The 24,430-nt window shown below is 63.8% G+C and carries 15 protein-coding genes; 2 read left to right on the forward strand and 13 right to left on the reverse strand.

Annotation, left to right across the window (positions count from 1 at the left end; genetic code table 11):
* Positions 1-69: 69 nt before the first annotated feature.
* The 12 genes from C8J25_RS05775 to C8J25_RS05835 form a co-directional block, all read right to left on the reverse strand.
* Positions 70-1,053, reverse strand: a complete 984-nt coding sequence (locus C8J25_RS05775; protein WP_107953080.1) for a LacI family DNA-binding transcriptional regulator — start codon at positions 1,051-1,053, stop codon at positions 70-72.
* Positions 1,054-1,268: 215 nt separating this feature from the next.
* A complete protein-coding gene (locus tag C8J25_RS05780) occupies positions 1,269-2,774 on the reverse strand; it encodes a tryptophan halogenase family protein (RefSeq protein WP_107953082.1) in 1,506 nt (501 codons plus the stop codon).
* Positions 2,775-2,783: 9 nt separating this feature from the next.
* Entirely contained in the window at positions 2,784-3,821 is a 1,038-nt protein-coding gene (locus tag C8J25_RS05785; RefSeq protein ID WP_425275454.1) for a cupin-like domain-containing protein, read from the reverse strand.
* Entirely contained in the window at positions 3,821-4,540 is a 720-nt protein-coding gene (locus tag C8J25_RS05790; protein WP_107953085.1) for a SapC family protein, read from the reverse strand. The genes C8J25_RS05785 and C8J25_RS05790 overlap by 1 nt, the downstream gene beginning before the upstream one ends.
* A gap of 131 nt (positions 4,541-4,671) precedes the next feature.
* A complete protein-coding gene (locus tag C8J25_RS05795; protein WP_107953401.1) occupies positions 4,672-7,857 on the reverse strand; it encodes a TonB-dependent receptor in 3,186 nt (1,061 codons plus the stop codon).
* 714 nt (positions 7,858-8,571) lie between these two features.
* Positions 8,572-11,364 (reverse strand): TonB-dependent receptor, encoded by a 2,793-nt coding sequence (locus tag C8J25_RS05800; RefSeq protein WP_107953087.1) that lies wholly within the window; start codon positions 11,362-11,364, stop codon positions 8,572-8,574.
* Between the two features lie 736 nt (positions 11,365-12,100).
* Positions 12,101-15,466 carry an autotransporter family protein gene (locus C8J25_RS20900; RefSeq protein WP_208622522.1) on the reverse strand — a complete coding sequence of 1,122 codons (3,366 nt, stop codon included), beginning with the start codon at positions 15,464-15,466 and terminating at the stop codon, positions 12,101-12,103.
* Between the two features lie 390 nt (positions 15,467-15,856).
* Positions 15,857-17,140, reverse strand: a complete 1,284-nt coding sequence (locus C8J25_RS05810; protein WP_107953091.1) for a DEAD/DEAH box helicase — start codon at positions 17,138-17,140, stop codon at positions 15,857-15,859.
* A 153-nt stretch (positions 17,141-17,293) separates the two neighbouring features.
* Positions 17,294-18,244 (reverse strand): alpha/beta hydrolase, encoded by a 951-nt coding sequence (locus tag C8J25_RS05815; protein ID WP_244186816.1) that lies wholly within the window; start codon positions 18,242-18,244, stop codon positions 17,294-17,296.
* Between the two features lie 392 nt (positions 18,245-18,636).
* Positions 18,637-19,596, reverse strand: a complete 960-nt coding sequence (locus C8J25_RS05825; protein WP_107953095.1) for a glycoside hydrolase family 43 protein — start codon at positions 19,594-19,596, stop codon at positions 18,637-18,639.
* Positions 19,597-19,716: 120 nt separating this feature from the next.
* Positions 19,717-20,910 carry a DUF2252 family protein gene (locus C8J25_RS05830; RefSeq protein ID WP_107953097.1) on the reverse strand — a complete coding sequence of 398 codons (1,194 nt, stop codon included), beginning with the start codon at positions 20,908-20,910 and terminating at the stop codon, positions 19,717-19,719.
* 103 nt (positions 20,911-21,013) lie between these two features.
* Complete coding sequence (locus C8J25_RS05835; protein ID WP_107953099.1) at positions 21,014-21,994, reverse strand: aldo/keto reductase; 981 nt, start codon at positions 21,992-21,994, stop codon at positions 21,014-21,016.
* Between the two features lie 185 nt (positions 21,995-22,179).
* On the opposite strand from C8J25_RS05835, the gene C8J25_RS05840 reads away from it, so the two are divergent.
* Complete coding sequence (locus tag C8J25_RS05840) at positions 22,180-23,295, forward strand: Gfo/Idh/MocA family protein (protein ID WP_107953101.1); 1,116 nt, start codon at positions 22,180-22,182, stop codon at positions 23,293-23,295.
* Between the two features lie 115 nt (positions 23,296-23,410).
* On the forward strand, positions 23,411-24,148 hold the full coding sequence (locus tag C8J25_RS05845; RefSeq protein ID WP_244186818.1) for a DUF72 domain-containing protein: 738 nt from the start codon (positions 23,411-23,413) through the stop codon (positions 24,146-24,148).
* Here C8J25_RS05845 and C8J25_RS05850 read toward each other — a convergent pair.
* Positions 24,145-24,402: a hypothetical protein gene (locus C8J25_RS05850; RefSeq protein WP_056059124.1), complete on the reverse strand. Its 258-nt coding sequence runs from the start codon at positions 24,400-24,402 to the stop codon at positions 24,145-24,147. The two genes, C8J25_RS05845 and C8J25_RS05850, sit on opposite strands and share 4 nt — an antisense overlap.
* Positions 24,403-24,430: the final 28 nt, after the last annotated feature.

Below are 24,430 nucleotides of genomic sequence, written 5' to 3' on the forward strand. Positions count from 1 at the left end.
AGAAGCCCAAGGCCGCCTCCTACCGTCGCTGCAATCGATTGCAACAACTTTCACAATCGATTGCAGAAATCAGGCGGACTGTCTCTTTATCAGCGCAGGGGGAACGATCGCGGACTCGGCTTGCTCGCCGGCGACCCGCTTCAACAGGCGGTCGACCATCAATTCCGCCCCGATCGCAAGATCTTGGCGGATTGTCGTCAACGACGGTGACGTGTGCGCTGCCAAGGAGACGTCGTCATAGCCGATGACCGCGGTCGTGGTGGGAACGTCGATCCCCGCCTCGGCCAGTGCGCGCAGCACGCTCATCGCCGCCACGTCCGATGCGGCGAAGATCGCCTCGGGAAAAATGCCGCGCGCGAGATGCGCCGCCACCGCGGCATGAACCGCCTCCGGACTCATCGGCGTAGCGAGGACCGTGTACGCAACACCGGCCTGGTCAGCCGCCGCAGCGAACCCTGCAAGCCGGTCGGCAAACTCGGGCGGGGCAGGGTCGCCGACGAACAACAGCCGCTCCCGGCCTTGCGCGATCAGATGCTCCGCTGCCAATCGCCCGCCCGCGACATTGTCCGAACCGATCGTCAAATGATGCTGGCCGGGACGGTTCGCGCCCCACACGATCAGCGGCCGATAGCGCTGCGAAACCCGCTCGATCGCCGCGAACTGGTCCGACTGGCCGACCAGTAGCAACCCATCGATCCGGCCGCTGTCGACCAGCCGTTCAAGCCAGTCGTCGGCATCCGGAATGACCCGCGACAGCAGGATGTCATACCCGCGCTCGACCAGCAGGTCGGCAAGGAACCCGAGCAGCGACAGGAAGAACGGGTCGGTCAGATGCTGCGTCTTTGCGTGCCCCAGCGGCAGGACCAGTCCGATCGCACCGGTGCTCTTCATCCGTAGGTTGCGCGCCAGTTGGTTCGGTCGCACGTCATGCTCGCGCGCCAGCACGCGTATCCGCTCGCGGGTCTGCTCGTTCACGGAGGAATGTCCCGCCAGCGCACGCGATACGGTTGCAGTTGAAACGCCCGCGAGTGCGGCCAAATCGGCGAGTTTCATTGTGATGGAGTTCCTCGTCGGTACGCGCGTTCGCCCGTCGTACAGTCAGCACCGGGGGGCTGCAATTGTCGGGCGAATTACCGACGGATTTGTACGATCCGGTCATCGAGAGAGTGCCAACGACTATATGGCAATAGGATCGCCATGCGATCGCGAACACTGCCGTAGCGTCATCGTCCGCTTGCCGAATGCATCATCGTGGCGTTCGACGCGAACTAACGCATCCCATGCGAGGCGGTGACCGGGGCTGCAAGGTAGCGATCCAGGAACTGCTGGTGCGTCGGCATGCCTGCGACTGCGTCCGCGATCGTGCGGCGAATATTGGTCAAGACGCCAGCCAGTTGCGGGCCACCCATGATGCTGCCTAGGCGGTGGTGGTCGCGCGGGGTCAGGCGCTGGCCGAGCATCACCTGCACCCAGCTGGCGACGCGAAACAGATCATCGCCACCCTGATACGCCTGCGCACCTTCGGTGAAGAGCGCGATGCGCTCCACGAGCGTGTCGGGGATCGGCATGTCCCGGCGCGCTGCCCAGAAAGGTTCGGGACGTTCGTTGAGGTGGTAATGGAGGATGATGAAATCGCGGACGCGCTCGAGCTCGGCCTGCGCCTGATCATTGTACCGCTTGACCAGCGCGGGTGCGATTCCGCCGAACGGGAAGGTCTGCATCAGCCGCGTAATGCCCGTCATGATCAGATGGATGCTGGTCGACTCGAGCGGCTCGACGAACCCGCTGGCAAGGCTGAGCGCAACGCAGTTCCCCATCCATACCTGCCGACGGCGACCGGTACGGAACCGGATCAGCCGCGGCTCGGTAAGTGGTGCGCCGTCGATCGTGGCGAGCAACCGGCCATTAGCCTCGTCGTCCGACAGATGATCGCTGGCATAGACCAGCCCGTTACCGACGCGGTGCTGCAACGGGATACGCCAGCGCCAGCCCGCGTCATGCGCGATCGCGCGCGTGTACGGATGCGCCGGGCCCGTCGCGGCGGTCTGCACAGCTAGCGCGCTGTTGGTGGGCAGCCAGTGCGACCAATCCTCGTAACCGGCGGCGTAGGTGCCTTCGATCAGCAGCCCGCGAAAGCCGGTGCAGTCGATGAACAGGTCGCCCTCGACGCGCTCGCCGGACTTCAGGACGAGCGCGCGGATGAAGCCGGTCTCACTGTCGCGATCGACGCTGGCGATCCGCCCCTCGATCCGTTTCAGCCCGTTCGCCTCGCTGCGCGCGCGCAGAAAGCGGGCATAAAGGCCTGCGTCGAGGTGATAGGCGTAGTTGATCTGGCCCTCGGAGGGGAGCGCGAACCGCTCCGCCTTGGCCGCCTGGAGTTCCAGGCAATAGTCGCCGATCTCGCTCGAATCCCCGTCGGCTTTCGCGGCAAGCCAGAAATGGTGGAAGTCGCCCATCCAGGTCGATTTGCCGATGTCGCCAAACGAATGGATGTAGCGATCGCCGTCGCGTGCCCAGTTCTCGAACGAAATGCCGAGCTTGAACGTTGCCTGCGTCGCGCGCATGAACTCGCGTTCGTCGAGGCCCAGGATCGAATGGAACGCTCGCATCGTCGGGATCGTCGCCTCACCGACCCCGATGGTGCCGATTTCTTCGGATTCTACGAGGGTGATGTCGAGCAGCTGCCCCAATTGCCGCGACAGGGCGGCGGCGGTGAGCCAGCCCGCGGTACCACCGCCGGCGATGACCACTTTCCTGATGCGCTGCTCGGCCATGTTCGGCTCCTATCGGTTGATGCGCTGGAGGATCTTGGCGCGCAACCGGCGTGCTGACATCGCATCCAGCGGCGCGAGTTCGCCCTGCGCGTGCTCGGGCAGGTGCTCCCTGGCCTGATCCGCAGGACCGAAGACATAATGGTCGAACATCGCGCGCCACGCCTGCTTCTCGTGATCGGGCCGATCGCGCAGCGACAACAGGCCGTGGAGCAGGGTGTTCATCGGCGTATCCATGAACCGTGGCACCGCGTTCCACCAATAGTTGATCATCACGTTGAACGGGTCCAGCGCCTCGACATTATGCCACCACAGCGCCGGGTAGAGCAGCACGTCGCCCGGCTCGAGTTCGGCAATTTCGGCATGTGCCAGCGCCTCGGCAAAGCGTGGGTGCCGGTCGAGATCGGGTGCGCGGAGGTCGACCATGCTGACCACCTGTCCGGCCGGCGTCGGCTCCAACGGTCCGGGGTAGAGGTTGGCGACCTGTTCCGGCGGGAACAGCGTGAAGCGTCGTCGGCCGACGATGCAGCACGCCAGATTGTTCGACATGTCGTAATGCGTCGAGGCGGTGGTACGATTGCCGATCCAGATGCTGACCAGCGGCGGGTTCTCGACAAGCTGCGGGTCTTCGAACGGCAGCGCGGCCTGCGCGCGAAGGCCAGGCAGGTACAGATCGATGTCGGTCGAGCCGATATAGATGGCGGGGGCTTCCGGATCGTCGAGGCCGGCAAGGAGCTGGTCGAGATAGCCGGACAGCGAGCCACTCTCTCGCTTGAAATTCAGCGCGGTACAGTCGTCGGAATACCCGAAGCGGCCACCGATCGCCGGATCGCCTACGTACGCCGTGACGGGACGGCCACCGTCGAACTGCTTGAGCCACGTCATTGCCGGCTCCGCACCTTCCCGCCCGACAGCCACCAGCGGCAAGTGGCTGGCGATCCCGCGCAGGATCACCGGAACGCCATCGGCGATCAGGTCGGCGATCGGCACGCTGATCGCGCTCGTGCCCTCGATGACACGCGTACGGCGCGTGATACCTGCCACCGGGATCAACCGTTCTGGGTGAGCAGAGATTGCTTGCGCGCAATCAACTGCTGGATGTTGCCGAGCGACGCCGCGGCCAGGATGGCAAGACGCAGCACGCCTGATCCATGGAGCCGCTCGAGCGGTTCGCCTTTCAGACCGGCTAGATGCTCGAGGTCGACGACCAGCACGTCGGCTATGGTATAGCGGCGCTCTTCGCTGACATCGACGGTGAGCGTTACCGGCGTGAGCAGGCCAGCCTCGTCAAGCGCGGTATAGGCAGTCGGCGCGGTCTCCAGTCCCTCGTACAGCAGGCGGAGCACGCCGGTGATATGTTCCAGGTACGGTGTGTTGCCGCCATGTTCCAGGAACAGCGGCAGGCCGGCGCTATCGCCGACGCGCCCGTCGTCGAGATCGACGTGCAGCATCGGCTCGCCGACATCGTCCCCGGGGTCCCGGACCATCCCGATCGAGAAGGGGCCTCGCTGGTGACTGGCGGGCACGTAGCGGCTTGTCCAATAATCGCCGGACAGGAACAGGTTCTCGTCGCGGTCCAGCCCCAATAGGGCATAGGCCTGCAATCCCTCGTCACGGCGGCGGAATATGATAGCGAATTCGCGCTGCACCTCCTCGAACTCCGCGGGGAATATCAGCGTCTGGTTGGCCGCGTCGCCGAACGCGGCGCCCGCCCGCGGGCTTACGCGTAAATCGGCATGGTCGATGTTGTTGATCTGTACGGGATTCATCCGCTCCGGTCCTGTTGTTGCCTCACGCTTATCAGCGCGATCGCGACCGACAAAGGAAAAGGCCGCTGCACGGCACGGCGGCGGCCTTCTTAGTGGGGGCGGGAGTGGACCAAGATCCACTCCCGCCGGCATCAGAAACGATAGCGCGCGCCGAGATAATAGCGTGGCTTGAGTTCCTGCACATACACCAGGTTCGTCTCGGTGCGGGCATATTGGCGGAACGGCTCGCTGGTCAGGTTGACCGCTTCGAGCGAGACCGAGAACGCTTTCGTGACATCGTAGCTTATGCTGCCGTCCAACGTACCGAACGCGGCCGTGAACAGCGGGTTGCGATTGCCGCCCTGGTTCGTAGCCGCGAGATACTTGTCGCGCCAGTTGTACGAGACCCGAGCCGAGATACCGCCCTTATCATAGATTGCCGTCAAGTTGGCGCTGTCGCCCAAACCGCTCAGCGCGAAGATGTTGACGTTCGGATCGGCATAGGGATCCACGTTCACGTCGCCACTGACCTTCGTGTACGAAACCGCGAAACCGAAGCCGGTCTGACCGAAGAAGTTGGTCCAGGCGACTTCGAAGCCGTGAATGTTGCCTTCCTTGTTGTTGACCGGCCCGCTGATCGCGAAGTTCACGAGTGGATCATTGGCGTCCCCGACGAGATCGACCGCAAGGGCAAGGGGATTGTAGACCGCATCGCTGATTTCACCCGTGGCGGGATTGAGCGCGCCGCGGAAGGCCGCCGTCGTCGCCGCCTGGTTTCCGCCATTCTGTTGCAGAAGCGCCGCGTAGGCGAACAGGTTCCTATCCGTTTGGGTAATGCCGTTGTTTCTGAGAAACGCCTGCGCAATACCCGAACGCGACCCTGGTGCGCCTGAACCCGGGTCGCGCAGCCCGAACAGGTTACCGTTGGTTATCTGGTTGCCGACGAAGTTGCGCACGTTCTTGTTGAAGAAGCCGACCGAAACGAAACTCGTAGGCTTGTAATACCACTCCAGCGATACGTCGAAATTGTCCGAGATCAGCGGCAACAGCGCTGGATCCTGCCGCGTGGCGGGGGCCGGGGCCGCACCGAGTGCTGTCGGACGGTTTGGAGCGTTTGCCGTCACGGACGCGAACAAATTGCCATAGTCCGCCCGGGCCAGCGTACGGCTGAACGAGGTGCGCGCCATGACGTTGTCGAGCACTTCGATATTGAAGTCGAGCGACGGCAGCAGGTTGTCGTACTTCGACTTCGCGATGACCGCGGCGCCTGGAGGTCCGCCGATCACGGTGAAGTCATTGTCCGACTGCCAGGCTAAAGCCGTTGGTATCGACTGAAGACTGACCGACTTGACGCGGGTCCGCTCGTAGCGAACGCCGATCAGCGCGTTTGCACGGCGTCCGCCAATGTCACCGCCCCAGGCCATCTGGCCGTAGACCGCTAAGTTCTTCTCGCCAACGGTGTCGTCCGACGAACCCTGCAAAGCGTCGGGGCGGCCCAGCTTCGCATAATAGGGTGAGAAGATGTCCAACAGTTCGACCGCATCCCCACGAAATGCGACCAGCGCCGACCCGGTCGAGTTCGGGTTATACTTGTCGAACTTGCAGGTCATGCAATAGGTTTTCACAAGATCGCCGGCGAGTTCCTGGACGCGGCCAGTGTCCGTTATGCTCCAATCGCCAAGAATCTGCTGGTTATTGGAACTCGCCGAGCGAGTCGTTGCATCCACATAGTTGCTGCCGACCACGAAACGGCTATCGTTGCCGAGATCCCAGCCCAGCTCACCACTGAACTGGTTGACTCGCGACTCCTGCTTGGAGAAGATCCGACGCGCAACCTGCGTGCCCAAGTCTCCGATGTCGAGGATGTTGTTGCAATTGCCGCCGCGGCCGCCGTTGGTCGCGTTGCAATCGTTGAGCGTTTCCGACTGCTGTGGGAAGCCGCTGCTGAAGTCGACTTTGTGCGTAGCGCGAACCGGAGCGCCGATCGAGATCGTCGTCGCCGACGTGCCGTTCGCATTGTCCGGATTCGTGGTCGACTTCGAATGGTTTGCATCAAGCTTTAGCGACAGCACGTCGGTGAAGTTCCACTTGACGTTGCCGCCAACCGAGTACAGCTCGGTCTTCGTGGCGAACCGTTGCTGCTCGTACCCCTTATCCGCCTGCTTAGCCTCGGCCAAGATGATCGCAGTCTGCATCTTCTTGTTGTCGTCGAAGGTAACGTCGCTGAACGGCCGCTGGAACCAGTTGGTTTGCTCGCTACGCTCGTCGCTCAACTTGTTGCGCGCATACAGGCCATCGATCGTGATCTCCAGCCGATCCGTAGGCTTGAACTGGATGTTGGCCTGACCGTTGATGCGCTCGCGGCGGTTCTCGGAGAACTGATAGCGGCTGTCGTTGGGGATCTGCACGTACTGCGTCGTAGGACGGTTCGTGATATTCGTCGTCGGCGTGATGTACGCGCCCGCCGTATTCAAGAAGTCGGCCAGCGGAACGATGTTCCAATAGTTCGGGTTCGACTGGATCGATGTCGACTCGCGTAACTGATAGCTGCCGAAGACGTTGACGCCAAAGGTTTCGCTGGGATTTTTCCAGTTGATCAAGCCAGACAGTTCGGGCGTCACCTTCTTCAGATTCGCCTCCGCGTTCTCGACCGAGCTGTCGTACAGTGCCTTGGCGCCAATCGAGCCCGACAGGCCGTCTTCGCGCGCGTCGAGCGGCCGGCGGGTGATGACGTTGATCGCAGCGCCGATGCCGCCCGTCGGAATGTTCGCCCGGCCGGTCTTGTAGACTTCGAGCGTGGCGACGCCTTCGGACGCGAGATTCTGGAAGTCGAACGAGCGGCCGGTGCCGACTGCGAAGGCGTTGCCGGTGCTGGTGTCGATGCTGGTCGACGCCAGCTGGCGGCCGTTCAGCGTGACGAGGTTGAAGCCGCCGCTAAAGCCGCGGACCGCGACCTGGGAGCCTTCGCCGTTGGCGCGGGTGATCGACACGCCGGTGATCCGCTGCAGCGATTCCGCTAGGTTGGTGTCTGGAAACTTGCCGATATCCTCGGCCGAGATGGCGTCGACGACACCTGCGGAATTACGCTTGATGTCGATCGCGCGATTCAGACTGGCTCGGATGCCGGTGACGACGATTTCGTTGGCCGGACCGGCCGTCCCTTCGTCGAGCGTGCTAGCCGCGGGCGCCGCGTCGGGTACCGTCTGCTGCACGGTCGTCGTCTGAGTGCTCTGGCCGGTCGCAGTGGTCGTCTGCGCGATCGCAGTGCTGGAAGCTGCCAGCCCGGTCACGACCGCGATGGTCGATACCGAATGCGCGAGCGTGCGCGAAAATTTCATCATAAATCCTCCCCCATTCCCGGCCGCCCTGATCAGGCCGGATTGCACACGGTCGTTGCCGTGTATGATAGGGCTACCATCAGCGGAGCGGGTGTCAACTGCGGGAGGGAAGTAGACCCGTACGATTGTCAGAACTTGATCGACCGACATCGCGAACAGTCCTCGCGGAATACCATCATTTACAGGGGTTTACCTGATCAGGTTATCGTAGCCGGATATGATCTCCCGATTCCATCAGTATTGAACGTAATGGAATCTGTCTCAGCTGTGATAAAATAAGCACTATTATGATAGTATGAAGACGGTGTGCGGACGGCGCAGTCTGGGAATCACGACTATGCCGGAGTGTTAGCTTTAAGGTCAGTAATTGTTACCCAATAAACCGGCATCGCCACGGGATACCTTGGGTATGTGCGTAGACTTCATGCGGGCAGATGGACTTGAAGCAGTTTCGTGGCTGGATTGCGGTCACATGATCCCCACCGTTAGCGATACGGATCGTTGCGGCACCCGCAATCCTTAGGGACTGCCACCGCGCGATTGGACCGATTTGGGAAGGGCGGTCCGGCGCCGGTTCGCCAGGCGCGCTCAAACCTCACGAAGTTCGGTTCCTGCAACTTCCGCTAGCGATGCGGCGCTGTTGGGTTGTCACACGTTGGTCGCAGCCACCGGTCGGTTCGGCGAGGCGCGCCATCGTAGCGCGCCTCCCGTGGTTTACATCCGGAACGATACCGATGCGACGAACGTCCGGCCGTTCTTATAGAACGCGGTCGGCCGATCGCGCGAGCCGCTATACTGCGTGTAGGTCGAGTCTAGCAGGTTCTGCGCGTTGACCGTCAGCGTGATCGCCTTGGTCAGGTTGAAGCCTGCCGAGAAGTCGAGCTGGCTGTACGGCGCGACCATGTCGATCGAGTTCAGGCGACCGATCGCGCGGAAATACGACGACCTGTAGTTGTAGCTCAGTCTCGCCTGGAACGGTCCATTCTCGTAATACGGGATCACGTTGACGGTGTGCTTCGACAGATAGGGCAGGTTCAGCCCTTCGTCGGTCGAGCTCTCGGCGTAGGAGTAGTTCGCCTGCAGCCCGAAGCCATGCCAGATCTCACCCTGTGCCGAAACCAGCGCACCGTTGACGTTCGCCTTGCCGCCGTTGAGGGGCTGCGACACGAGATAGGACGCGTTGGTCTGCGTCAGTTCGTTGAAGAACGTCTGGCGGCTCAGGCCGTTGAGGATGTAGTCCTTCACCTCGCGGCGGAACAGCTCGAGCGACAACAGCGTCCCTTCGCGCGGATAATATTCCGCCGACAGTTCGTAGTTGGTCGACTGGTACGGCTTGAGGTTAGGGTTGCCGCCGCTCGCATCCAGCGTGATGTCGTTGCGACCGACCGAACCACCGAGCTGCTCGTAGCGCGGGCGCGCGATCACCTTGGCAACGCTGCCGCGGAAGATCAGGTGCGTGCCCGCTTCATAGGCAACGTTCAGGCTCGGCAGGAACTTCAGATAGTCGTTCTCGACCCGCTGCGGCACGATCGTCGGCAGGCTGCCGTCGGTGCCGGAGACTTGGTCGGCATAGTTCGAGACGTTCTTGGTATAGACAAGACGACCACCGATGTTGCCGCGAAAACCGCTCTGGTCGAAGTTCAGCTGGACGTAGTTCGCCGCGACCGTCTCGTCGACGATGTACGATGCGGTGGGCTTTGCGACGGGGATGTTGATCGAGTTCGCGAGGATGTCGATCACGGTCTGCTGCGACAGGTTGATGTACTTGGTCGCGTTGCCGGTGCCGCCGGTGCCGTCGAACGTACCGTTTGGCGTCGTCATCGTGTCGACGCCGAGGCTCGCCAGCGTGTAGTTCGAGGTCGAGTAGTTGTTGAAGCCGCTCGCGTTCAGGCGGTTGCGGTGGTCGGTGAACTTGCCGCCGATGCGGATTTCCTTGAACGGCCCCGCCTCGAACGGAATGACCGCGTCATAGCCCGCGTAATAATCGCGATCGATCGTCTTGGAGAAATCGATCCCGCCCGCGCGCGCCGCATTCAGCTGCGTGCCGTTGACAATGACGGGGGCGCCGTCGATCGTCTGGAGCTGAGGGCTGTTGCTGCGACGATAGTTGGCAGGATTGGTCAGGTCGCCAACGTAATCGACGTTCGCGCTGTCCGAGGTAAAGCCATAGCTGTACGGAAGGTCGGTCCGCACATCGAGCAGATACTCCGGATTGCGCCCGCCGATCGCCTTGCTCCAGCCGCCGGTCGCCGACACGGTCGAACCGCCCGGGCCCTCCCATTCGGCAACGAAGTTGAGGTTGTCGGTGGTCAGCTTGGTCTTGCGGATCAGCAGGTCAAGCTGCGCGCTCTGGCTGTTCGCCGAGGCCGCACCGAAGCTCGCATTGGTGACGACGCCGTTCGCGACCGTTGCCGACTGGAGAACGTCGCCGCTCCACGCGCCGGGGATCACGTACATCGACTGGCTGCTGTTGTTGTAGTTGCCGTCGATGTGCAGGCCGTTGAGCGTCAGCGTGATGTCGTCGGTCGGCTTGGCCTGGACCGTACCGACATAGCTGATGCGCTTACGCTCCTGCGTGAAATACGCGTAGTTGATGCCGAACGGCGATACCGCGTTGGCGAGATCCTGGCGCGTGCCGCCGCTCACGGTCGCGCCCGGGTTCTTCAACACGGGCTGGCCGCTCGCATCGCGGATCAATGCGTTGTTGGCATCCTTCTGGAAAAAGCGGTCGCCGGCATTCTCGAACCCGAAGAACTCGACGCCCGAGCGCGTCAGGCTTTGCTTGTCGTAGGTGACGGCGCCGAGCACGCCGAACGTGCCGCCTTCGTTGTGCCAGCTGTACAGACCCGAGGCGCGGACGTTACCCTTGTCGGCGCGGTCGTTGTACGAATAGCCGCCCGATGCGAAGATCGAGTTGGCGGGCGTGTCGAGCGGACGGCGCGTACGGACGATGACCGTACCGCCGATGCTGCCTTCCTCGATGCGCGGCTCGGGCGACTTGTAGACTTCGAGGCGCTCGACGAGTTCGGGCGCGAGCAGCGAATAGTTGAAGGTGCGGCTGGTCGGATCGTTGTCGTTGCCACCCCAGTCGGCCGAGGCGACCGCATGGCCATCGAGCAGCATGCGGTTGAGCGCGGGGTCGGTGCCGTGGATCGCGACCTTCTCGCCTTCGCCGAAGCGACGGTCGATGCTGACGCCGGGAACGTGCGAGAGGGATTCGGCGACGTTGCGGTCGGGGAACTTGCCGATCGCCTCGGCGCTGATGACGTCGACGATCGCGTTGGCGTTGCGCTTCACCGCGATCGCGCTGCGCAGGCTGCCGCGGATACCGGTGACGACGATGTCCGTATCAGCGCCGTCCGGGGCGGGATCACCCTGGGGCGCGGTGGCGACGGGGGCGGACGATGGCGCGGGCGCCGACTGCGCGAGAACGGGTTGCGCGAAAACTGGTACCAGACCGAATATCGCCGCACCGGATGCGAGCAAAACCTGCTTACGAAAAACCATCGTCAAAAGCCCCTTCCCATCGACGCCGCAGCGTCACCCTTCGACACGGTCCTGCCCGTATCGCTCGACTCACCTCACTGGCCGGACCTCTAAAGGGTACTGTCATCGCAGCGTGGTATTGGTAATATATAACCAATCTAATTCCTGACGCTATCGGAAAATTACAGTTTCGTGTCGGCCGAATGCGTTTTGCAAAGCCCCCAGGAATCTCATGATCGTTTTGGAGATGGTCCGTCCACAAAATGCCAAGCTGGCCGAGACGACGCTGCGATCTCAAGACGTCAGTGATCTGGGATGCTACCAATCTATAGCATAGTGCAAGCGGTACCCATCGTCCGCATAGTCACAACCGACCGTCGAACTTAGAACCTGCCCGGCTAGTCATCCGGCACGTATAGGCAGCTTATGGAATCGCGCCTGTTCGGCTAGATCGATTGGTCCGAAATGCGACCATCCGTGATCTGCGTATGACGATGCGCTGCGGATCGCGCGCGATCTGATGCCGAAAATCCGAGATGTGTCCTGGTTTGGGGTGGAAGGCAGGCGAGATCCAGCGTCGCTGACCGGCAATCTATGCCGAACGATCGCGCCCGCCGATCGTTTTCGACTCGTTCGCAGGCCCGCCGACCATGTGGAGGGCCAGCAGCAGCCAACTGGCGAGGCGTTTCATCGAAACACCTCGCCAGTTGGCGACCATCCGCGCGCGTGCGCTCGGTCAATCGATCGTTCTAACGTCTTAGAAGTTGATCCTCACGCCGACATTGCCGGCATAGGATCGCTGTTGCGAGGACAACACGCCGGTTCCCGTGGCGTAGAGGACCAGCGCCGAGGCGAGCGGCAGTTGGAGTCCGGCCTTGCCGACGAACGCGCTTTGCGAAGGTCGAGCGCCTGCGATCGTGAACGACGGATCGGCCAGCGCGACAAAATCGACACCGATATCACGGTCGCGGCGGAACTCGTGCAGGTAGCTCGCTTCGATCATCGGCCGCAGCGCTAGGCCGTTTCCTAACGGCACGCTGCCATCCATCCGCAACCCGACATTCACCGGGAGCGACGTCGTAGCCTGTTTGCCCGCCTGTAACGCCAGCACGCTGCCGCGCTCCGCGAACGCATCGGTGTAGAGACGCGCATATTCCACCGCGACGAACGGCGTCAGGTCGAACGACTGGACTGCGATGCGCTGACCGATTTCGCCGCGCAGGCGCAACTCCGCGGCGTCGTACCGTGCGATTTCGGTTTCGCTGGCGAGGCTGCCGATCCCGCCCGCGGTCCGCGTCGTACGGATCGCGTAGTGGCCATAGCCGAGCGATCCGCGGACATACGTGCCCGTCGGCAACGCGTACGAGGTGTAGGCCGAGACGTGATAGCTCGACGCCTTGCCCTTGGTCGCGCGTGCCACGGTGTTGAAGCGGGTGTCGAGCCCGCCCGCGACGAAACCGGCACGCCACCCGGTCGAGACCTCGCCGTCGAGCCCGATCACGCCGCCCCAGCTATTGCTGCGGCGATCGACCGTACCGTCGCCGTCCCGGCCGTCAGTCCATTCCCGACCACCCAGCGGCCCGCCCCAGAGGTGCATCTGGGTATCGGTCAGGACTGCACGCTGCTGATCGGTCACGGCATCGCCGAATACCCGCCCGGCAAACAACGCTGCGCTGTTCGCGTCGGCAAGGCCTTCACCCGAGAGGGTGTCGAGCGCTGCAGTACCCGCCGCTGCCGAGCCCTGGCTCGTGGCGTAGACCGTGTTGAGCAACGTTGCCGCACCGGCGCCGCTCGCCAACGGCACCGCGCTCGTCAGCGCCGCCGCGACGCGTTGCTGGTTCGCGGTGACCCCGAGTGGACGATAGTCGATATCGGTCCGGTTGAGGTTCAGGCTTGCCGCCGTCGTCGAATAGTCGAGCATAGCGCGCAGGTTGGTGGGAACACCCGTGACGTTGGCGAAGCTGCCCGAAACCCCACCGGCTGCCGTGACCAAGGCGATGCGCGTGACCGGTAGCGTGCCGACCGAGCCCTGGACGCGCACCATGCCGTCGAGCTTTGCCGCGCCGGAAACGACCGTGCGGCTTCCAAGCGTAGGCAATACCGTCTCCACCAGCGTCGCCCCGCTGGCGAGCGTGAGCGGACCGTTGATCGTCAGCGTGCCCGGCGTGGTTCCTATGCCGGGCACCAACGTACCACCGCTATTGACCGTGACTGCGCCAGTGCTGCCCGTGCCGCCGAAGACGGCGCCGGTGTTGACGGTTGTCGCCGAGACGATCGAGCCGGTGACGGCCAGCGTGCCGCCATTGACAATCGTCGGGCCGGCATAGCTGTTCTTCCCGGTCAGGGTCAGGCTGCCCGTGCCGTTCTTGGTCAGCCCGCCGGTTCCGCCGATATCGTTGCCCCAGCTGTCGGCGGCCGCATAGCCCCCTTGCGCGGCGTCCATCGTCACTGCGACCTGACCGTTGAACGCGCCATAGCCGTCGTTCGCGGCATAGAGATTCAGCTGGCCCCATCCGTCCAGCGTGTTGCCGGTGAGCACGGGATAGCCCGAGGGGAGGGCGGTAGTCGCGAGGATCTCGGTCCGCTGCGCATCGGTCAGATACCCGAACCGCGTCAGCAGCAGTACTTGCGCCTGCACCGGCACGTCCGCGGCCGTCATCGCCTTGACCGGACCGACCGGTGCGAAGCCGTAGGTCATCTCGGCAAGGTACGTCGCCTTGTTCTGTGCGATGTTGGCATACGGATCGGCGGCGGTTGCGCCAGACGCGTTGGCGGCGGCGATGCATGCCGTGACGGTCGCGGTGCCGCAGGCCGACTCCAGATAGGACTGGGTCTCGGTATAGGCCTGGTAGACCGCATACGCGCCGGCATTGGCGGGGTTGGTCCAGTCGAGGCGATTGCCCTTGGCGTCATACAAGGCCGCGTAGATGTTGGTCGCCGACAGCGCCGTCGCCTCGATCCGGGCGCCCATGATGTCGAGCGGCGAATGCATGCCCGCCAGGATACGGTTGGTGCCGAGATCCGCCGCGCGCGCGAGCAGTTCCTGCCCTTGCTGCGGGATCAGGAACGCCGTGCCCAGCGCCTGCAGCATGCCCGAATTGGTATGCCCGCTCGGATAGGCGCCGTCGGCATAGGGGTTGGACGAATTGATGATCTGAAGCATCGGAGTCGGTACGTTGACGTCGGTCGTCACGCGGTACGGTCGCGGCGAGGCACCGATGCCGGGAACATATTCGCCGACCTTGAACGTCGCCGCGGTGAACTTGCCCGCGGAATCGAACGTGCCGAAATTGGGCGCGGTGATCGGCTTGCCGCCATTTGCCGCAACCATGTCCGCCGTCACGACGAACCCGCGTACCCACTGCGTCGTGGAGGCGTAGGGTGCCGGCGTGGTGAAGCTCGACAAATACGACGGCACGATGATCGCCGCGGTGTCCGCCAACGTCAGCGCGCCGCGGTTGGTGTTGACGTTGTAGTTGGCGAACCGCGGATCGAGCGGATCGATCGGCGGGTTCTCGCCCTGATACCGCGCGAACGTCCGCTTGGCGGGCTCGGTCGACGAGCTGGCGCGGACGGTGTTGTTGATGAAGGCGACCGCGGCGGCCAGTGGCGTGGCGGTACCGTTGCCGAACTTCTCGGCGCCCGGGCTGAAGCTGTTGCCGAGATTGATGTTGGCGACATAGTCCGCGAGCGTCGCGGTCGCATAGCTGGTCGGGGTAAGCGTGTTCGGTGCCGACCCGCTGGTCGAGGCACCGGCGCCCGCCATGTAAAGATTGGTCAGCGCGCCCAGGCCATTCAGGATGCTGTAGGCCTGGTTGGTGCGATCGTCGTGGATCGCCGCGAGGGTCTGGCTCGGCGTGCGCGCGTTGGTCATCGTGACGACGGTCTTGTAGTTCTGCACCATCACTTCGGGATGGTCGCGGATCAGCTTCACATAGCTGTCGAGCAGCTTCGGAACGAAGCTGCCGATCGCCGGATTGCTCTCGTTGACGTAGTTGACCGGTGGCGATGTCGGGATCGTCTGCGTCGGGATCGTCTGCGTCGGGATCGTCTGCGCCGCGATCGACAGCGGCGTCAGCATCGTTGCCGATGCCGCACAGACCATGAATTTACTTAAAGACACACCATTCCCCTTACGCGTTTCGAAGCGGGGCATGGCATCCGGCGGCGACGGTTTTATGCGACTTATGTTGCAGGTGCGTCATAAAGACGGGGGTCGCGGAATGATCGCTTGGGCGGTCGGGTTGCTGAACGATAAGCCCCAGATCACGCAAACTGTGTCAGAGCAAGGGCCGCCAGAGTGGGTGCTTGCGGCGCTTAGTTTATCTTCCGCAGTGCGGCGAAAACTGCCCGATGGGCATTGGACGCTCGCATCAGACTCTCAAGTCATGGCGGGGTTGGACACGCTAGGATGCCGCGTCGGACAGGTCGTGAATGCGTGGCCCCTGTCTTGCCGCGACCGTTGCATCGTTCGACGAGGGCCATCGCACCCTCGTCGAACGGCGCAGCGCTGTCAGGCGGCCTTCGCGGCCATCCGGGCGGCCAGCTTTTCTTCCTCGGTCCAGACCTTCCGCTCGCGCGGTGCCTTCGCCGGCTTGACCTGCTTGACCGGGCCGCCACCCAGCACGGGCGCGCGCTTGGTCGAATGGCGCGCCACTTCGCAGTGCCATTCGTGATCGTCCTGGACGGTCAGGGTCCGACCGATCTCGCGCTCGACGTCGTGCAGCCATGCGCGCTGTTCGGCATCGCACAGCGTGATCGCGAACCCGCTGCGACCGGCGCGACCGGTGCGGCCGATCCGGTGGACATAGCTTTCCGGGAGGCTGGGCAGGTCGTGGTTGAACACGTGCGTCACGGTGTCGACGTCGATCCCGCGCGCGGCGATATCGGTCGCGACGAGCACCTGGACCGTACCGGCGCGGAAGGCGTCGAGCGCACGCTCGCGCTGGCCCTGCGACTTGTTGCCGTGGAGCGCCTCGGCGGTGATGCCGGCCTCGCCGATGAACGCGCAGACGTCGTTGGCGATGTTCTTCTGCAACGTGAAGACGACCGCCTGGCCCATGTCGGGAGTCTTGAGCAACGCCAGCAGCGCCGCTTTCTTGTCGGTCGCATCGAGGAACATCACCGACTGGTCGATCCGGTCGACGGTTGTCGACGGCGGGGCGATCTCGACCTTCGCCGGATCGCGCAGCAGGCTCTCGGCCAGCGCGGCGATCGACTTCGGCATGGTCGCCGAGAACAGCAACGTGTGGCGATCTGTCGGCAGCGTCGCGACGAGCCGCTCGATCGGCTTGGCAAAGCCCATGTCGAGCATCTGGTCGGCTTCGTCGAGCACCAGCGCCTCGAGCTGCGACAGGTCGCAGAGCCCCTGATCGACCAGATCCAGCAAGCGCCCCGGTGCAGCGACGATGATGTCGACCCCGGCTTCGAGTGCCTTGACCTGATGGAACTGGCTGACGCCGCCGAAGATCGTCATCACGCTCGGCTTTAGATGGCGACCGAAGCTCTCGAACCCTGCGGCGATCTGCGACACGAGTTCACGCGTCGGCGCGAGTACCAGAATGCGCGCGCCGCCCTTGGGCGCAGGGCGGGGGTCGGCAGCGAGGCGATGCAGCAACGGTAGCGCGAAGGCGGCGGTCTTGCCCGTGCCGGTCTGCGCCATGCCGAGCATGTCGCGCCCCTGCAGCAGCATCGGGATCGACTGCGCCTGGATCGGGGTGGGGTGGGCATAGCCTTCCTCAGCTAGCGCCTGCAGCAAAAACGGCGCCAGGGAAAGATCGGCAAAGGTCATGGTCATGGTCACGCGGCGCCTCCAGCGCTGAGCTAAACTGCGCCTTGTAGGCAAGCATCTTGTGAGCGCGGGCTGGTAGGTGCGATGCTGCACTGCGTCAATGTCGAAAGCGAGGCGCGGGTGGTTGCGGTGAAGCACTGCCTTAACCAGACCGGAGCGTTACCGGCCGGGTTGCTGATCCCGCCAGATCCAGCGCAGCACGTCAGGCAGGATCGATCCGCCATCGGCATCCGAGTGCGTGCCCGCGGTCCAGGCATGATTGGTGTCGTACCGCGGCCCCGCGTGCTTTTCCGCGTCCGCATGCGCATTGGCCCATTCGAGCGCTTTCAGCATCTGCTGGTTCGCGAGAAACCAGTTGCCGTGTTCGTTATCCAGGTCGTTGCGTCCGTCCTGAAGAAAGACGCGCAAGGGGCGGATCGCGCTCTTCCGGATCAGGCCGGGATAGGTATCCCCGCCATAAGCCTGCGGCGTACCGTCCGGACCGAGTTTTAGGCCGATCGAAGTATAGCTGCCGATGAAGCTTATCACGTTGCCGAACGCGTCCGGATGGCGCCATGCGACGGTCCATGCTGCGATCGCACCACTCGACGTGCCGCCGATCGCGCGCCGCTTCGGATCCGTCGAAAATCGCCATCGCCGCGCCACGGCGGGCAGCAACTCGTCCAGCGTCATCCGGGCATAGGCGTCGGAAACCGCGTCATACTCCTCGGGCCGATGGTCCGGGTTCTGCATGCCGAGCGTATCGGGATACCGGACGGAGACATTGCCCGGCGTGACGAACACGCCCAGCGTCTGCGGAATGGCCTTCTGCTCGATCAACGTATCGAGAACCGCGGGAAGCTTCAGCGACCCTTCCGGATTGACCGCGCGCTGGCCGTCCTGGAACAGTAGCAGATTGGGTGGCCTCGACGCATCGTAGCCTGCCGGCACATACACCCAATAGCGCCTGACCGTGCCCGGATAGACCCGGGAATGGAGTTCGAACGGGCCCTCGACCCTGCCGTGCGTCAACGAGGTTCGCACCACGGCGTCGGCCATCCGGACAGCAGCGACCGACGTCGTACCCGACCCCAGCGCCAGCAACATCGTCGCCATGATGATCGTCCGCATCGCCGTTCCCCAATCGTCGCAAGAGTCCTACCACAGGAGGATCGGCAAGATCGACGCGGTAGTCGATAGTGTACTCCGACCACCGGCAGGCTCCTCGCGGTAGCGTAGTGTTGGCAGCCGCGTTGCTGGGACTGGCGAAGGCGGTCTTCCCGACCGACGCGGCGCCGAGGAACGCCAGTCCAAGCACCGCATCATACCATCAATTTACGTCGCCGCTACGTGGGGATCGGTGCGCGTACGCCAATGACAGTCGCGCGAGTTTCGTGGACCTGCTCGACGCGATCGTAGCGAACGGGATCACGACGGTCATCGATTGAGCCCTCGCCTTCGACGACGCGCCGGGCATCTCGGCAAGGCGATGATCGCGTTCCGACCGCGATTAGCCGCTTAAATTACGCGATCCTGTCGGCAAAGGCGCGAGGCACGCGAACGACCGTGCCGTGGCGTGCGTTCTCGGGAAACCGGACGCGCGCGCTCTCGTCGGTCCAGTGGACGAAGTCCGTGGTCGAGGCGCCACCGAAGCGATGCTGCTCGTATACGTCGTAATAGACCATGTAGCGGTCGCCGAGCCGTATCGCCGTCGGTCCCTCCGTCATCGGTTTGGTGAACGGCGCGCTGACCGGCCCGAACGGACCGGTCGGCGAGGCCGCGGACCGGCTCACCAGCCACCGCCGCGTTTCGGTGTCGTGCGTTTCGTCCTTGTAGATCAGCCGCAACCCGCCGTCGGCCAGCCTCAGCCAGGTGAAGTCGATCGAGTCGGTACCGGGATCGAACAACAACTTGGTCGGCGTGAACGTACGAAAATCCTTGGTGCGCGTATAATAGGGGCGCAGCTTGATCCCCGCGAACTTTTCGCCGGCAGTCGCCCCGAAACGGCCGTCGATGCTGCTCGACCACATGATGACGAAGTCGCCTCGCGCGCGATCGTAGATCGCCTCGGGCGCCCAGCTGTTACGGACGCCGACAAAGCCTTTGATCACCGGAATGGCCTGTTGCGGCGACCAGTGCATCAGGTCGCGCGATGTGGCGTGACCGATGACAGGGCCGAACCAATCGCTCGTCCAGACGAGATGCCAGAGCCCATCCGGTCCCTGCACCAGGTTGGGATCGCGCATCAGCCTGTTCTCGCCGACCATCGGCGTCAGGAAGCCGCGACCATTGCCCAGCGCGCGAAAGACATACCCATCGTCGCTGCAGGCGAGCTTGAGCCCCTCGCGACCCTCATCCTTGTCGGTGAAATAGCTGAGCAGGAACACGTCGTCCGGCGCGGGACGCGCGGAGACGGGCAGGGCGGCACATCCGATTGCAGCACCGATACCGGCAAGGGCCGTACGCCGGTCGATGAAGTCCATGGTCGAATGCTCCGATACGGCGCGTGCGCCCGAGTTCAACGATCAGTGTGACAGCTGGATCGGTCATGTAAAGCACGCAACAATCGGAGTACTTCCCGGCGGGCACATCTCCTACTCCGCTCACGCCCGCATTGCGTACTGGCGGCAATGTTCCAGGTACCCCGCCTCATGGCTTCCCGCCAACGACACGACGCTCTCCCACAGCCAGTTCGGCGCATCGATCGCGCCGCGACGGTCCGCATTGAGCACGCTCGCCCATTCGTGGCGCGTGTCCGTGTCCATCTGGCGCGCGTGCGCCTTGCCGACAACGAAGGCGAGATACCGCGCCGCCTTTACGGCCTGTCCCGCGCTGAACTGTTCCACCTCGAGCTTGAGGTCCTGCGGCAACAATTCGCGAACGAACAGCGACCGATCGAGCGCACGCGCCGCGACCATCCGGCTACCGAGGTGAGGAGACAGCGCGCGTGCAGCCTCGACGACGCGCGCAGCCTGGTCGGATGGCATCTTCGCACCCTTTGCGGCAGGCGCGATCGGTGTCGTCGCTTCCTTCAGGTCGATCAGCGCATAGTCCGATCGCCCCTTCGCGTTCTTCAGCCCGACCAGTGCCGCAAACCGCAGCAGCCCGAGCGAACTGCATCCCTTCATCCAGTAGGCGGCGTCGACCAGCCGGACGGTCCGGTCCCGGTCCTTCGCGTCAAGCGAGAGAACCAGCGCTGCGACGTCCGGCTCGGTGACCAGTTCGGCGAGCGCGTCTCGTTCGGATTGCTCCAGCGGCCAGAACTTGTCGCCGAGCGGGATCATCGGCTCCTGCGTCGCGAACCGCTCCTTGGCGAGGTGCCGCCAGCGCCGCCCCAGCGCGCGGCGCTTGACGCTGCGAACCGCCTCGGGTTCTGGGCCTGCATCGTTACTCGCGGGATCGGCCATCGCGCTGGCATAGCCGGTGACCATCTCCTCGATCATGTGCGCGGTAGTCACGCCGGGCAGGTCGGAGCCTCGCGCCGCAGTCGCGAGCGACAGGCCGAGCCGGATCAGATCGTGCGCCGGGTTGCCGATCACCGCCTGATCGAGGTCGCGGATCTGGATCGCGATCCGCCCGCCACCATCGTTGATCGGGCCGAGGTTACCAAGATGGCAGTCGCCGCAGATCCAGATCGCCGGCCCCTGCGGAACGCGTCGCGACGCGGCTGACTCGTCGAGCCATTCGTAGAACTTGGTCGTGTTGCCCCTGACATAGGCATGGGTCGAGCGCGCCATCTTCAGCTGGCGCTTGGCGGCCAGGATAGCCGGTCGCTCGGCCAGTGTCGGTTTCGTCATATCGGTCCTTCGTGCCGCGACGGACGGTCCGTCGGGCAGTATATGCGCGTTGGGTTCGGTGGACTTGATGCGGCCAGCTCAACGGTAGCCGGCCGCAGATCGCTTACGAAAAGCCGACGACCGCATGCGGGACATAGGGTTCCTCCAGCCGCGCGATCTCGCGGTCGGTAAGGCCCAGTTCGAGCGCCGCGAGCGCATCGTCGAGATGCGCGGTCTTCGACGCCCCGATGATCGGCGCGGATACCTCCGGTTTCGCCAGCACCCAGGCGAGCGCCACCTGTGCCCTCGGCACGTCGCGCTCCTTGGCGATCGTCGCGACCGTCTCCACCACCTTGCGGTCCGCCTCGACGGTATGCGCGTACAGCGTCTTGCCGAACTCGTCGGTCTGCGACCGGCCGGTGGTCTGGTCCCAGTCGCGCGTCAGGCGCCCGCGAGCGAGCGGGCTCCAAGGGATCACGCCGACCCCCTCGGCATCGCACAGCGGCAGCATCTCGCGCTCTTCCTCGCGGTACAGCAGGTTCAGATAATCCTGCATGGTCGCGAACCGCGTCCAGCCATTCGCCTCGCTGACGTGCAGCATCGTCGCGAACTGCCACGCGAACATCGACGACGCACCGATATACCGCGCCTTGCCTGCCTTCACGACGTCATGCAGCGCCTCCAGCGTTTCCTCGATCGGCACGTCATAATCGAACCGGTGGATCTGGTAGAGGTCGACATAGTCGGTGCCTAGCCGCGTGAGACTGGCATCGATCTCGGCCATGATCGCCTTCCGACTGAGACCGGCGCCGTTCGGGCCCGGGCGCATCCGCCCGTGCACCTTGGTGGCGATCACCACTTCGTCGCGACGCGTGAAGTCCTTGAGCGCGCGACCGACGATCTCCTCCGACGTGCCATCCGAATAGACGTTGGCGGTGTCGAAGAAGTTGATCCCCGCCTCGACCGCGGCGCGCAGGATCGGGCGACTGGTTTCCTCGTCCAGCGTCCAGGCGTGATTGCCGCGAGCGGGGATGCCGTAGGTCATGCAGCCCAGGCAAAGCCGCGAAACGTCCAGGCCGGTGCTGCCAAGTTTGGTGTAGTCCATGATTCGTCTACCTCAGAGGTTCACGTGCCGAACGAACGGCACCGCGATGCGGTCCGGTATGATCGGCGCGATTGCGGAAACGCAGCGTCGCGGATCCCGACGTACGCGGCGAACGCGTGAAGAATGCAACGATCATGGTCGTCCGTCGTTCGCCCTGCATCCCCAAACTACACCGAAGGACCGATATGTTCGGACACATAAAGAAGGTGCGCTATGCCGTCGTCGGCGGTGGCCAGATATCGCAGCAGGCGTTCATGCCGGGCATCGGTCGCACCGACAATTCCGAACTCGCGGCGCTGGTCACGGGCGATCCGGTCAAGGCGGACAAGCTCGCCAAGCTCTACGGTATCAGGGCATGGTCGTACGAGCAGTATGACGAACTGCTCAAGTCGGGCGAGATCGACGCAGTCTATGTCGCGACGCCGAACTTCCTTCATCTGCAATACGCGGTTCCGGCGCTCGAAGCCGGCATCCACGTCCTGCTCGAAAAGCCGATGGCGTCCAGTGTCGCCGAAGCCGAACAGATCATCGCCGCGCAGAAGAAGGGCGGCGCCAAGCTGATGATCGCCTATCGCCTCCACAACGAACCGGGCACGGTCGAGATGATCACCCGCGCTCGCGACGGCGAGTTCGGCGAGTTGCGCAGCTTCGTCTCGGTGTTCGCGCAGAATGTCGCTGAGGCCAATTCGCGCGGTCACAACGGTTACTGGGGCGGTCCGGTGCCGGACATGGGGACGTACCCGCTCAACGCAGTCCGCAATCTGTTCGGGCAAGAACCCATCGCCGTGCATGCGATCGGTACAAAGACCCCCGGGCGCGGCTTCAACTTCCACGACACCGTGGCGGTCACGCTGCGTTTCCCAGACGAACGCGTCGCGCAGTTCAGCGTCAGCTACGCCACCGCATCGGCCGAGTTCTTCGAGCTCGTCGGCACGAAGACGAGCATCCACGCGTCGCCCGCCTTCATGTTCGGGCCGAAGATCGGCATCACCTATGTCGAGAAGACCAGCGCCGGCAGCAAAACGCACAGCTTCGATCCGGTCGAACAGTTCGGCAACGAGACTCAGTATTTCTCGAACTGCATCCTCGGGGATCTTCATCCCGAAGCCGACGGCGAGGAAGGCCTGTTCGACATGCGTGTCCTGGCCGCGATCGAGCGGTCGCTCGACACCGGCGAGACCGTGACGCTCGAACCCGCTTCACGAAGCCGCCATGTCGAACCGGACCAAGCGCTCAAGCTCAAGCCGGCGAAGGAACCCAGCGAGGACGAGATGATCAGCATCATCCCCCAATCGGCATGATCGACGCCGGCGTCCGTCTCCTTCGCCGCGATGACCAGCGGTGCAGGGGACGGATGCCGGGCGATTGCCGTGGTGCTTCCACGAAGGTCGTTTCCCGGTGACCGAGCGGGTTTGCGTGATCGGTACCGCTGGCTGGAGCATACCGGCCGCGGATCGGCCGAACTTCCCGGAAACGGGCACCGCGCTACAGCGTTACGCGACCGTGATGCACGGGGTCGAAGTGAACTCGTCCTTCCACCGGCCACACCGGCAATCGACTTGGGCTCGATGGGCCACCAGCGTTCCCGACGATTTCCGGTTCGCGGCAAAGATACCAAAGTCGATCAGCCACGATCTTCGCCTGCACGCCGCCGCCGCGCCGCTCGATCGCTTTCTCGACGAGGTGTCCGGCCTGGGTGGCAAGCTTGCGCTCCTCCTCCTGCAACTACCGCCAAGCCTCGCCTTCGATCATGCGACGGTCACCCGCTTTCTTGCGGACGTCGGCGAACGAACCGACACCAGCATCGTGTGTGAACCGCGCCACGCCAGCTGGTTCGAGCCCGATGTCGACAGCCTGTTAGCGACCCAGAAAGTGGCGCGGATCGCTGCCGATCCCGCGCGCATCCCGGCGGCGGCACGTCCGGGTGGCTGGCGCGGGCTCACTTATTACCGGCTGCACGGATCGCCCGACATGTACCGAACCGCGTACGGACTCGACCGCCTACGCGACTATGCGCGCCTGATTGCCGAGGACCGCGCAGCAGGACGCCTGGCATGGTGCATGTTCGACAACACGGCCGCCTCCGCGGCGCTGGGTGATGCGCTTCAGTTGACCGAACTAGTCGACGCATCGTCGGACGACAGGGCGGGCTAAAGCCCGATCTTCGCCAGCGCGGCGGACAATTCCGCATTCGATGCGGTGTCGTCCTTCGGAGAAAGCCGGTTCAGCACGGTCTGGACGCGCGTTTGTGCGACTTGGAGCGTCTTGTGCCGCACCTCACGCGTGGCGTTGGTCCGCCAGGACGCACTCTCGCCCAGCAACGCCGCCCATTTGGCCTCTTCTGCGGCCAAGATCGCCAGCGCCAGCCGCAACCCGTCTCGCCGGCCATGCGCATACTCGTCCGACATCAAACGGTTTTCTCCCTGCGACCTGACA

This window comes from Sphingomonas faeni, assembly GCF_003053745.1.
Taxonomy (GTDB): Bacteria; Pseudomonadota; Alphaproteobacteria; order Sphingomonadales; family Sphingomonadaceae; genus Sphingomonas; species Sphingomonas faeni.

Bases quoted from the DNA above. Each gene is read 5' to 3' on its own strand.
- C8J25_RS05790 (WP_107953085.1), bottom strand. From the start codon at position 4,540: ATGAATCCCGTACAGATCAACAACATCGACCATGCCGATTTACGCGTA.
- C8J25_RS05780 (WP_107953082.1), bottom strand. From the start codon at position 2,774: ATGGCCGAGCAGCGCATCAGGAAAGTGGTCATCGCCGGCGGTGGTACC.
- C8J25_RS05840 (WP_107953101.1), top strand. From the start codon at position 22,180: ATGTTCGGACACATAAAGAAGGTGCGCTATGCCGTCGTCGGCGGTGGC.
- C8J25_RS05795 (WP_107953401.1), bottom strand. From the start codon at position 7,857: ATGAAATTTTCGCGCACGCTCGCGCATTCGGTATCGACCATCGCGGTC.
- C8J25_RS05775 (WP_107953080.1), bottom strand. From the start codon at position 1,053: ATGAAACTCGCCGATTTGGCCGCACTCGCGGGCGTTTCAACTGCAACC.
- C8J25_RS05830 (WP_107953097.1), bottom strand. From the start codon at position 20,910: ATGACGAAACCGACACTGGCCGAGCGACCGGCTATCCTGGCCGCCAAG.
- C8J25_RS05815 (WP_244186816.1), bottom strand. From the start codon at position 18,244: ATGCGGACGATCATCATGGCGACGATGTTGCTGGCGCTGGGGTCGGGT.
- C8J25_RS05800 (WP_107953087.1), bottom strand. From the start codon at position 11,364: ATGGTTTTTCGTAAGCAGGTTTTGCTCGCATCCGGTGCGGCGATATTC.
- C8J25_RS05810 (WP_107953091.1), bottom strand. From the start codon at position 17,140: ATGACCATGACCTTTGCCGATCTTTCCCTGGCGCCGTTTTTGCTGCAG.
- C8J25_RS05825 (WP_107953095.1), bottom strand. From the start codon at position 19,596: ATGGACTTCATCGACCGGCGTACGGCCCTTGCCGGTATCGGTGCTGCA.
- C8J25_RS05850 (WP_056059124.1), bottom strand. From the start codon at position 24,402: ATGTCGGACGAGTATGCGCATGGCCGGCGAGACGGGTTGCGGCTGGCG.
- C8J25_RS05835 (WP_107953099.1), bottom strand. From the start codon at position 21,994: ATGGACTACACCAAACTTGGCAGCACCGGCCTGGACGTTTCGCGGCTT.